A 12481-nucleotide genomic window follows, 5' to 3' on the forward strand; every position below is an offset into this window, starting at 1 on the left:
GATCAGCCTCCTTATCCGAATGTAGCCGTATTAGCAAGTCCGGTTACGGTTGCACTGCTGAAGTCAACATCTCCATAGAACACAATCTCATTTGATGAACCTTCTTTACCAATTACGATACGAGCACCAGCCGGAGACATCAATGTCACTTCCGGATAGTCAGATGGATAGTATGAGATTTCGAACATATGGTACTGTTTGTTATTATACATTCCGTACAAACTAAAAGATCCATTGCCGTTTGACTCACTGATGACATTAAATGTATTGCCATAAAATTCTCCGCCATAAATTTTTGGAGATTTGATACTTGTTCCATCTATAAAAGTAGCTTTCGGTGCACTATATTGTCCCTTAGCAAGAGCCAAAACATCGTCAGCCGCACCTTCTGCGGTAGACATAGCATCGTCAGCTCGGTTTTGGGCAGAATTTGCTTTGGTTACCGCTGAATTAGCCGTGGATTGTGCGTTCTCGATTTTCTGGTCAATCTCATCGGTTCCGGTAACTGCGCCCCAGCTGATGTTGCCGCTCTTAATAGTTACGTTGCCAGAACTATCTACTTGAAACGCTCCGTTGCCGATATTCAAGCTAACGCCTTCCAATGCTCCTCCAGTCTTTTCATCAGACTTAATCGTGCCGGAAATCATACCGCCGTCAATCCTACCAGCCTTCAGCGTACCCGAAAAAGTGCCCGAAGCACCCTTCAGCTCGCCGGAGAATTCACCGCTCGTCGCAGTAATCTTGCCGGTAAACTCGCCGTCCTTGGCATAAACGGTGCCGTTGAAAATGCCGTCCTCGGCATAGATATTGCCACGAAAATAAGCCTTGCCGTCATTGGCGTCGATGTAGAAGTTCGTACCCTTTGGAATCTTCAAGCCCTTCAGTGTGATATCATCATCGAAAACAATCTTGCCGTCCTCGTCGATAAACGAAGGGGTGACTGTCGTGCCGTTCGTTGTATACAGGTCTCCCTTGCCGGATGCAATGCCGTAGCGTGGGTCGATTAAAATCTTACCGCCGCCGTCCTTCGCCAAAACAAAGGTAGAGTTATACAGCCAAGCGCCGGTAGCGTCAACCTTGAACTGCATCACACCGTCATCATTCGGAGCCTCGATTACCAGACCGTTACCGATAAGCAGCTTGCCGCCGATGATGTCGGCATTTACGCCCCAGTGATCGCCCAGTTCATCAGTTGCAAAGTGCCCGATGGCAACTTTTGCGCTCTGGAAACCGTCGTCGGACATGGCAATCATGCCGTTAATAATGCGAATCTGATACGGAGAGTCGGGCTCGCCGATATGCAGACCAGCGCCGTCAATGCGGACACTCTGGTTCTTTGCGCCGATGATAGAATTGACCGCCGCGTCCAGAGAACTGTTCATGAACTCGGAAACCTTAGAAGCCTGATTCGCCGTCTGATTGTAGGTATACTTCGCCGCGTCAAAACTGCGGCTTGAAGAATAGCTGTTCTCAATCATCTCTTTCAGGTTCGCCACGTTGTCATGACGCTTAAACCTGTTGGAGAAGGTGAGCGACAGCTTTTCCTGATCCTCAAAGTCGAGATCGAATCCAATCAGAACAGGGGTGATAACCTCATCATTGTGCAGACGCAGGTAAACGCCTTTGCCGAGTTCCAGCCCTTTTCGGAACGGCTCGAACTCCTGCGCCCAAATGAAGTTGCCGGTTTCAACGCTGAACTCATAGGTCGGCGAAGCAACGTCGGCGAGCGTCTTGACTGCATGGTCGTAAAGCTCCATCTCGACGGAATACTTCTGGTAGTCCGACACATTGGTTGTCATATAAAGGTCGGCCGCCGTGATATCAAACGACAGAGATGTACCCTCATAGGTAATGACCTCTTTGTCGTTTACCTCGTGAATATCATTCTTAAGGTTGGACAGCGTACCGGTCAGCGTAATCAGACCGCTCGGTGCGGTTTTTTCGCCGATTTTCATTTCGCCGCAGTATAAACTGAGTACAAACTCGTCGCCGGCCTTGTGTTCCAGAGTACCACGGATAATTGAAACGGACATTTTGTTCGCCGCTGTTACTACGGCAGTGCCACCAGCGATGGTGTACATCTTCTTCTTGATCTCGCCGAAGTCAACCTGCGCGATTGTAGAATTAGAAATAGCAATCGCGCCGTTTGTAACCTTTGAACTCTCTCCGGTCACGGCGGTGTCAACATCGGAAGCAACAAATGTATCATCCGAAAGCGGCTGCTCGATAAAGTAGTGCCGTAACAGCGCATACTCGTCTGCGGTAAAGAAAGCCGTCAGCTTCAGCTCGTCATTCACGGCTTTGATTTGCGCCGGATAGGAGTCGGGGTTGGAAGCGTCGAGCGTGGTCTTGATATCTGCTACCACAGCTTCTTGGTCGGCGACCTCTTTCTTTTTCTTCTCCATGTTGGCGTTGATCTCGTCGAGCTTTTTCTGCTGCGAAGCCTTACCGTCCGCGGTCGTTTCCAGAGCCAGAGCCTGAATGGTTACAGACTGCTGATTCGTCAGGTCGTCCAATTCGGATTTTCGGTCAACCAGCTTAGCTTGTTCGGAGAGCAGCCGCGCTGTTGCAGAAGCTCGCAGTCCGACCAAACCCTTGTAGTATTCCTGACGGTTCAGCACGCTTTTCTGCCACTCTGTCCATTTTTCAGCCAGAGCAGAAGGAATATCGCCGTTCTCAATGAAGTACGAGATGTCGTAAATCCAGTTCGTGCCGGTCGGGTTTACTTGTCGTATGTCAAGGTCGTCCGCGCCGCTTGGGGTCATGGCAGTTACTAACTCATCAGTCAGTTCTGTGATATCAAGGTCAGTCACGAGGTTGTCGAACCCGAGGTAAATCGGCAGGGTAGACACATCATCGTCCGCATCATAAGCGTTGATCGTCTTATTATACACGTCGAATACAACCACGCAGCGAAACGTATCCATTGCGTCATCATACAGAAAACTCAGCGCGTAGTCGTCATACTGGTCGAACGTGCGGTAACGTCCAATTAAAGACGGCGCAACATATCCTGCCTTCCAACCCGGAGATACTTCCAGAATTCGCCCCAGAATGGTATCATCCGGCGTTGCGGGATTCCAAAAATTGAACGTGCCTTCCTCAAGGAAGAACTGCTTGTTTTCCAGTTTCTTCTCCAGAGAATATCCGGTCACCGACTTAATCTCTTCAATGCCGTCACCGGAGATTTCCGGCTTCATCAGTAAGAAGATTCCGTAATGTTCGGTGCGAATCACTTTGTAGCCAACCACTTTATCATAGAGCGGCGTCGGCACGCCGTCAGAATAGGCGGGAAGGTCAAAAGAGATTTCGCTTGTCTCGGAAAAGTTAACTGTGATTTTCAGATTCGCCACGTTGGGAAGCGTGCCAATCGTGCGCTCGTCAGCCGTTTGGAGCAGCAGGGTAGGCGGCTCCGGCCGACCAAATTTGTCAAAGGCGATTTGCGTATAATCGAGATACATACACAGACCTCCTTTATGCGCCCACGTTGTACAGCATTCTGCCGCTGATTGTGAGCTTGCCGCTGCCAGTGATTTTCAGGTGATTATCACCGCGAACCAGCCGGAAAAAATTCATATTGAACTTGTCATACAGGTTTGTATCGTGGGATTCGGTGATGATACCAGCGTTGTTATCCACTGTAATGATAGAGTCAGCTGCGGGTACGCCCGTCAGCTTAAACTCGCGCCCATTGTCATCAGCGTTCACGATAGAGAAATCAGCCGCCGTCGGTTCAATGGTCAGCACGGGTTTGATATACTCCCGAACAGAGCTGTTGTTCCGAAAGACGATTTCAGTTTCGTCGACCACTTCGTATGTCTCTGTGAAAGGGAAGCCGTAAGCGTAAGGGCAGTCGCAGGTGACTGTAGCCTCAAATGCGAATGGCAGCCAGCCAACAGAGATTGGCTCGAGGTTTGTAATCAGGCAGCGGTACTGATAGTCTTCCATGTCGGGCTGACAAATGGAGAGCCATTGGTATTCCTGATAGCCGGTCAGCCAGAGTTGAACCTCTTGAAAATCGTAACGGTCGAGCGGCGTTTCCGAACCAAAGACAAGGTTAAACTCCAGAGGCTTCTCGTGGTAGTTTACGCCTTGATGAATTGGCTGAACGCGGCCGGTCGTTCTCGTTTCGATGATACTGGCTTCGTTACCGAACGCCGTGTCTTCGTTGCTTTTGCTGTCCAGATCACAGATAAAAAGGTTATATGCCAGAGACGACTCTCCGGCGAACGTGAATTCGTAGGTGTTAAACAGGTTAAGCACCTCCTATAGAAAGGCGCGGCATGTTTCCATACCGCGCCGGCCATTATTTTTTGATTTTGAGAACTTCGATAATGTCGTTTACCATGCGGCGGGATACAGCTTCATGCTGCTTAACCGTGTCTCCGTCCGCACCCTTGATGATTGTGTCGCCGAAGGTAACGTTCGTGACGTTTTCACGCGGGATCGTGACAACTTCACGGTTTACGCCGGAAACAGGCATCTGAGCGGTCTTGGACAGGTCAGGCAGGGCAGAAGCGGATAAACCGCTGGTAATGGCGGACATTACCTTGAGAATGGAGTCGAGCGACTGCTGTTTAGGCTTGTCGAGCACAATTTCGCCCTTCTGCAGAATCGCCACCATCTCGTCTTGACGCAGGGTAGAGGCATCGCCGACAACGCCGCCGGTGTGGTATATACCGAGGTACTTATCATAGATGTTATTGCCATACTTGTCATACCAAACACCAGTGTGGCCATCATAGTGAACACCGAGATCGTACTGGCTGTTGAGTTGACCAGCATAGTCGGCATTCTTTTGATTGAGTGCTTTCTTCTGCTCCGCCGTCATATTGGCAGACCAAGTATCACTGTTTTTCTTCATCTTCGCCACGATTCGAGCGATCCCGGCCACATCTGCGTCCCCAGTGCCGTATTTATTCGAATTACCGATAATGTTGGAGTTGGAACCGCTCGAGGAAGAACCAGAGCCATCTGTGCCGATTGCATCAAGCGCAGCCAAGTAGCTTCCGTAGCGTTTTGCCGCCTCAAGGGCATTGTCCCACGCCGAGCAGATCTGTTTATTGATGACGCTGCCACTCTCAGTATTCCATTCGATGAGTTCGTCGTACAATGTGCTCCAATTTTTCTCAATGTAGTCGCGTGCTTGACGATATAATTTCTCTTGGGATGAAATGGAATCTTGCAGCTTCTTAATCTCCTCGTCCTTCTGCTTTTCATAAGCCTCCTGCAACTTGTCCAAGTTTTCAGTTTGCTTATCATAGGCATAGTCCGCCTGAGAATTTTGCAATTCCTTTTGGAGATCAGCCATTTGTTCCTCGAGTTCTTTACGCTTAGCGATGGACTCGCGGCTGTCGTCCAAAGACAGAGCATTGAGCTTTTCTTGGATTTTTGCAAGTTCCTTGACTTTGTCGGCTACATCTTCCTGATAGTCGTTCTCGTCTTTGGTTAACTGCAGGCTTTCCTTCTTCAAATCAATAATCTCGGCGTATTTATCTTTAAGGTCTTCCAGAGCATCAACCTGCTTGTCGATTTTATCCTTAATCATGTCTTCGACATAACCAAGGAGATCATCCACACCAGATTTCATATCATCAAAGTCGACACCGGTTCCGTCTTTCACGTTGGCCAGAATGCTGCGGTACGCATCTACATTCTTAACAGCCTGCGCATAGCCTTCCTCAGTGAGGTCGAGCATAGCAAGCTGTGCATAGACGGAACCCCACTGAACCTCGGTCAGATCGGCCGTCGCGTTCAGCAGATTATTCAGAGAAACAACGTCGTTCTCCTGCAGAGCCAGACGCAGACGTTCCACATAAGCGGAGGCACTCTCCAACGCCATCTGCTCAGTTTTAGCTTTAATAACACGGTTGATCATTTCCTCATTGATGGTCAGAAGACCATTCTCGTCTTTGAGGTATCCCATGTATTCGACGCCAAGTTTGGAGATTTCTTGGAAGGTATCGACGGAGATAAATCCACCATTTGTCGAGTATTCCTCGGCAGCCTTCTTGAACGTGTCGAGAACGTCCTGAATCGTATCAACAGAGTCGCTTGCCGCATCAACAATATCAGAGAGATAGTCGATAACTTTCTGCTTAACATCCTTAACAGCGTCTTCGTATTCCCACCACTGATCTGAGAGGTCGGCCACTTCGTCGCTAAGGTCGGAATATCCCATGCCACGGTAATACTGCGCTTCCTTGTGCAGGTTCTTCTGAGCTTCGCGATAATGGTCAATGATGCCGTTGAGCGTAGACTCAATTGCGTCGCCATCGATAGACGAGAAGATAGTATCAACAGTCTTGGTTTCGAAACTGTCTGCAATGCCGCCGAAGATGCCGGCCAGAGGATTGCCCTTCTTGGCGACACCGTTCAGAATATTCTGCGACAGCTTTGCCGAATTGAAAATCTTACGCTGAGCACGAGTGAAAGAGCGTTCGAGCTTATCAGTATCGAGCAGACGGTCAAGGCTTCGCTCGGCCAGTTTAACAGCATTTTCATGTTCCGACGTGATCTTGTCGTACATGTCCTTCATCGTGTCGATGATGCTGTCATGCGCTTCCCACCATGTCTTTTGCTGTGACCTCACATACTCTGATGAATCCTTTTGGCCTTGGGCGCGAAATCTATCGGCAGCCTTCTTGGCTTCATTTTGAATCTGCTTATAATATGCAACAATCTGCATCGGGTCGCCACGCTGCTTTTCGACGAGGTAGATCTTATGCTCAATCTGGTCGATAATGTCTTCGACTTCTTCTTTAATCTTGTCGAGAGCTTCCTTTGCAGAATCTGAAAGCTGAGAGGTATCAGCAGAGACTTTGACGGTGGCATTAGATTTTTTAGAGGAACTGGAAGATGTCCAGTTTCTGAATTTACCGCCCGTACCATAGTTCAAATTACTCAAAGGGTTACTTGCGCTAACGCCGCCCCAAGTATTATATGCTTGATGGGGAATACCGCCGTGCATCAGACCAGCAGTCAGATTAGCAGGAACAATCGCGTCACCGGGTTTAGTGTTGATGACTTCCATTCCATGCAAGCCAACAAATTTACTATGCTTGCCGTCTCGAGAAATCCACTGTTCGGGTCCAAGTTCACCGACAAGTGTCTTGCCTCCAATCGCATTGCCACCAGAAGCGTATTGAGCCATTTTGCCAACGTGCCCTGTATAGAACTGTTTTGGATTTCGACGTGGAGAACCAGTAGCGCTTGGATAGCTATTTGATCCACTGTAAACTGGAGCTTTTGGGACGCTACCAGTAGTAAAATTGATAGCATAACTCAGATGGCCTAGTGTACTATCTAACGTTACTTTCAGTGAGTTTATCGCTCGATTAGCGTTTGCCGTCTCAATTTTTATTCCGCGCTCGCGTTCGATAGGAGCGAGCGCTTCATCGATAGCGTTGCCCTTTTGTTCAGCTTCAACGGTGTTTCCCTCAATGGTGAGCTGAACGGGGTTACCAGACTCATCTTGGATTTTAGCCAATGTGTTCAGCACTATCTGCGCTTGCTCGTTCGTAACACCAAGACTACCCGCGAACGCATCCAAGTTGGTTACGTTAATCGACCAGCCGCCGTCGCTAAGACGTTCAACACTTGCCGCAGCTTCACCTGACGCTGTCTTAACACTTTCAAGTGAGGCTTTCAACCCATCGAACGTAGGTGTGTCTCCACCTATACTTGCTTTGAACCGATTCATAGCAGCCACGAGAGAATCAAGTTCGGTTACAGACATATTCTTAACGTCAATGTCCATACCTTCAGTCAACGACTCGAGTGCGACCTTGGCACTACTACTCATGTGCTCCCAAGCCTTAGTGGTTGATTGGTCTGCTTCATTCACAGATTGTTTGATACGATAAGTCTCATTATTCAATGTCTGAATACTTGACACAACAGAACCAACCGTTTTGGGAACATAGTCCGAATAAGTAGAAATTAAGTCGAGAGACTGTTGCAAAGAAGCCGCCGAAATGCCAAAAGCATCGGCTAGGGCGACAACATCATGTTGCGCAACTTGCATGGAACCGGTGTTCCAATCTACGTCCATTAGTCCATCGACGGCTTTTTTCTTGTCAGCACTCAGTTCGTTGTACTTCTTATGAAGGGTATTAAGCGTCCCGGTCAGGTCTTGACCGACATTATCCTCGTCTGTACCTGTCAAGAAGAGACCCTCATTGTCCTTAACCCACTGTTTCGCTTCTTTCAGGCTAACAACCTTGCCGATGAGAAGCTCCATTTGGTTGCGAGCTTCCTCTGTGTTGATTTGTCCTTTATTTACTGATTCTGCGAAATCATCATAAATTGAAACCATGCTCTCGTGGTCTTGAACGTGGTCGGTCACACCTTCCATCGATGTCTCGTATTCTGTAAGAGCGCCGGAAACTGTATTCAATGATTCCGCCTGAGTATCCAACGATTTAGAGATTGCATCCAGAGCTTCAGGAAGAGCTCCTGCTTGAGCGAGGGTCGCGAGACGGACAGCAAATTCTGAAGCCCGTTCACCGGTGTCAATCAGGGCTGAGTTTAGAGCAGAAAGCTGATTCTTAGATAACTTTTCAAGGTCTAACCCATTGAGCAAAGCCTCAAGCGAAGTTCCATCAAATTCTGCACCACTGAGAGCTTCGGTAAAATTACTGCGGATGGCCTCTCGCATTTGCTTCATATCTTCCTCAAATTGAGTAAGCCCGAAAATTTTCGAGAGGTCAACACTTGCCATCTCATTATCTGTCAAATAGTTAGAAAGCTGGGCGCGGATAATATCAAAAAGTTGAGTCGCTTGTCCTTCGAATTGGTCGAACGGCATACTGTCACGTTTATCAAGCAATTTGTAATAAGAATCGATAGCGTTCTTGCCAGCATCAGTTTCGGTTACGACCTTCATCATCGCATTTGCATAATTCAGCGCGGCTTTTTCGCCTTTGCCTTTTAACATAGAAGTGTCAATGCCGGAGACGTAATCAGAAAGAAATGCCTGTTGTGACTGTGAAAGGTCGTAGTATTGAGCGTTTGCCTCAAGAGCTGCTTGCATAACTTGCTTCAGAGAACCGCTCGCGTTATCATAAGTATCCATTGCAGCAGACCAAGTCCGTTCGACATTAACTCCTTCCGAGGCGAGATCTTTAGAAAGCAAGTTGGCATCATTTAATTGATTGATGATGTCTTGAATATTATCTCCAAATTTGTCGCTGTTTCCGAGAATAAAGCCATCCATTCCAACTTTTTTCGAGCCTTTAGCTTTCCAGTAATCGGCATATTCGTTGAACGTCTGACCGGCTGCAGATTCTAATATTTTTTGAAATTTTGATGCTTCACCTGTTCCAGCTTCAGCAGCTTCTTTGTATGCTTTTTTGAGGAAAGAAGCTATGCCACCCTTAGCATTGTCCAGTTCTTGATTTGCCTGATCAATCTGGCCTTCCATGTCGATATAAGCGGCTTCGTAATTTTGTTTGTGGCCATCGTTTGTCGAAGAACCGCCATAAACCGTTTCGTTTGCTTCCTGAATACGCTGTTGCTTGAGTAGATCAATTGTCTGCTGAATAGCTTCGTTCTTATTGATGATAGCTTGCTGTTCATCGTTGTATCCTTGAATAAGAGCTGGGTTGATGGACACAAGCTGGGATACCATATCCTGATATTCCTGATATTGCTCAGCGGAAAGAGAAACGTTTTTGCCGCTTTCGGTTACACCTTTAGACAATTCTTCAAACCGCTCGCGCATATTGTCCACAGACGAAAGATTATTATCAATTTCGGACGTAGCTTTGGAATAGTTACTCAGCACAGTTCCGGTTACTTCCGAGGCTTCTTTTGCGGACATAATCGCTTTATCAATAACAGTTGCAATTCCGGTTATTGCAATTTGAATAGCCATAACTGCTGCCATCGAAACGGCCATACTTGCAATAGCAGACCCAATCCCCTTAAAAGTCGATGTAATCTTAGCTCCGAGGGTTCCTATTTTTTCTTGCTTTGCAGTGAAGTTATCGATTTGTCCGGTAACAACATCATACTCATTCCCAACGGTGTCAAGGGATTTAGCGAACTCACGGCTTTGAATAGTTGCACCAGAAAGAGCTTTTTCAAAATCAGCACCGCGGAGTTTTTGCTTCATCTGAGCGTAGCTTTTCAGAATATCATTTTGTTCCTTCCAGTAGTCGTGATTTTTGGTGTTATAATTTTTAAGCCAACTGAACAAACCACTTCCGTCCAAAGTGTTTTCTCCAGATTCTCCTTTCCCTCCGATAATGCTTTTCCCGTTCATTGACAGAAGCAGGGAAGCTACAGGGGTGATAAGTCCCGGAAGGACGCCAAGTTTATCAATCAGAGTGTTGAAGAACCCGAGAATGCCAGAGCCGGCGTCGATTGTGCCTTTCACAAAGCCTGAGTCAAGAACACTCGTGCTTGCGGACTGGAATTGCGCTTGGAACTGTGCAAGTTTACCTTGAATAGAATCAAGATATTTTGCGTTCTCGGCATCAGCTGAGCCAGTTGCGTTTTTAGTTGACTCGATGACGTCCTCAACGGTCGACCAGTTCTGGATGAGCGCTGAAGTTGTATTCGCCATTCTCTTCGTTTGTGTTTACAAGGTTTGCAAAGCCTTATGTTGTATCTACAACCTCATGTTTTCACATGAGACCCGACTATTTCTTCACCCTTGCAACCAAGGGGCATACCTTTTCCATTTAAGGGATTTTCACCCACGCCTTTGCTTGCGCCGTACTCCTGTTGCTCATAAAGAGCCGAGGGATAGTCTGTGAACCTTCTCCGTGTCATGAGACCGATAGGAGCTTGGCTGCATGATCACCCATTGTTACTGCACTTAGGCTTTTGACCGTATGCAATCCGCACGTTGTTTCTGCTTTCGCACCGTCATAAACTGCTTTCGCGCTTATTGTGGTGTGCGGCTTTAGGGGGTACCTGCAATTAAATATGTTGTTATTGCACATTACTGTACAACCGGGCAAGGTTGATCTACCCGAAATGGTTTTGAGCAAAGCGGCCTGATCCACGTCGCTGAGGCTGTCATAAACTTCTGCAATTTCACGCATAATTTGCGTAGTGCTCTTAAATTGCGTTCCAGCCTCATCAGACATAATGTCCACTTTGTCGTGAGTTAAAGTTTCGATGGTTTCGCGAAGCTCACTTACAGAGTTTGCCATACCATCCGTTTCGATTCCGGCCTCTTCAGCATCGGCTTTAGCGGCACGGAGGTACATACTAAGGGTTTTAGCCCATGTCAATCTGTTACTTTCGGCGGGTCGCCTACTGACCACTTTTGTGGCGGCAAGGCCGTTAAACCTTGCTCTCGCGTTTCGTTGTTAGATTATAGCGCGAGTTCGGACTGTATCTTCACCCCAGAGCGGGGGAATGGCGAAGCCCCGCTTGTTACCAAGCGGGGCTTTACAGTCTCTACGGATTTTGAATTAGCTTAAAGGAATATAGATAGGTTCATTAAGCTCACAAGATTCATGGTTATCATCAAAATATTTTGTTATGGCAAACGCCACAATTTTGTCTCGTTTGTTCCACATATCAAAAGTATCGTCTATATAAACAGCTGTACTAAACTTACGACTTGGCTCAACTGTAGAACCACACGGAGCACCTAATGTAGTCAATGTGCGTCCTTTTTTATCAAGTAAATCAACTAAAAACCCAGCATTCTCTAAGGTATCCTGAGAAATATTTTCTCCGGTAAACCAATATTCAATAGAACCATCGTATGGAGATTTCTGCGAATCAAATTCTATTTTTAGGGGAAAATAACAGTCAGCATTAGCGTCGCCGCTGCCACTTCCGGGTTTAACTCTACTGGAACAACCACATAACACTCCCAACAACATAACGATGAGAGCAATAATACTAATATTCCTTTTCATTTTCATCCACTCCTTTACCTCAATTATACATTAAGATAGAAGAGAATGGAAGCTAAAATTCAATCTTTCCTCGGTCTGAACCGTCTCCGGCCTTTAACCGATATAGCCATTTGCTTGCTCGCATATTACTATGCGGCTGGGCGCATGGATTCACCCACTGTATCAGGATCTTGTCGTTTCTGTTACTTGTTAGCGCTGATATACCACTAATCTGACCGCAAAGCGGCGGCAAGGTCTTTCGGCCTTACTCTCACGTTTCCTTTCATTATTGCGTGAGTCCGGACTGTATATTACACCCTTCCCAGAGGAGTGGGGTGGATTGGTTCAGCTCTGGTGTTACCATCAGAACCCCGCAGTCTCTACGGATATTGCTACCCACGGTCTCTGCTGTCGCCAGCCTTTGACCGTTTTACCAATCTGCTTGCGAACGTATTACTACGCCGCGTGGCAAAGATCTACCACTTCGTTTGCTGCTGTTACGAGGCCCAAACTCTCATCGAGAGAGTTGCCGCCTGCGTACAGAGCTGCTGCTGATCTTTTGAGGGCTTCGCCAAGCCCTTCTGCGTACCTTTAGCGCGGGTCGTTACTCCGCACCG

5 protein-coding genes are annotated in these 12481 nt (G+C 47.4%); all 5 read right to left on the bottom strand.

Annotated elements, in window-relative coordinates; genetic code table 11:
- Positions 1-11: 11 nt before the first annotated feature.
- The 5 genes from DW088_RS01545 to DW088_RS01565 all read right to left on the bottom strand — a co-directional run bounded on the left by DW088_RS01545 (position 12) and on the right by DW088_RS01565 (position 11885).
- Complete coding sequence (locus DW088_RS01545) at positions 12-3461, bottom strand: alanine-zipper protein (protein ID WP_118358989.1); 3450 nt, start codon at positions 3459-3461, stop codon at positions 12-14.
- A 13-nt stretch (positions 3462-3474) separates the two neighbouring features.
- A complete protein-coding gene (locus DW088_RS01550) occupies positions 3475-4263 on the bottom strand; it encodes a phage tail domain-containing protein (protein ID WP_118358991.1) in 789 nt (262 codons plus the stop codon).
- Positions 4264-4306: 43 nt separating this feature from the next.
- Entirely contained in the window at positions 4307-10570 is a 6264-nt protein-coding gene (locus DW088_RS01555) for a hypothetical protein (RefSeq protein WP_118358993.1), read from the bottom strand.
- 205 nt (positions 10571-10775) lie between these two features.
- Positions 10776-11246 carry a hypothetical protein gene (locus tag DW088_RS01560; RefSeq protein ID WP_118358995.1) on the bottom strand — a complete coding sequence of 157 codons (471 nt, stop codon included), beginning with the start codon at positions 11244-11246 and terminating at the stop codon, positions 10776-10778.
- Positions 11247-11429: 183 nt separating this feature from the next.
- On the bottom strand, positions 11430-11885 hold the full coding sequence (locus DW088_RS01565; RefSeq protein WP_118358997.1) for a hypothetical protein: 456 nt from the start codon (positions 11883-11885) through the stop codon (positions 11430-11432).
- Between the last annotated feature and the right edge of the window lie 596 nt (positions 11886-12481).

The sequence above is a fragment of the Butyricicoccus sp. AM05-1 genome, assembly GCF_003474415.1.
GTDB lineage: Bacteria > Bacillota > Clostridia > Oscillospirales > Butyricicoccaceae > Agathobaculum > Agathobaculum butyriciproducens.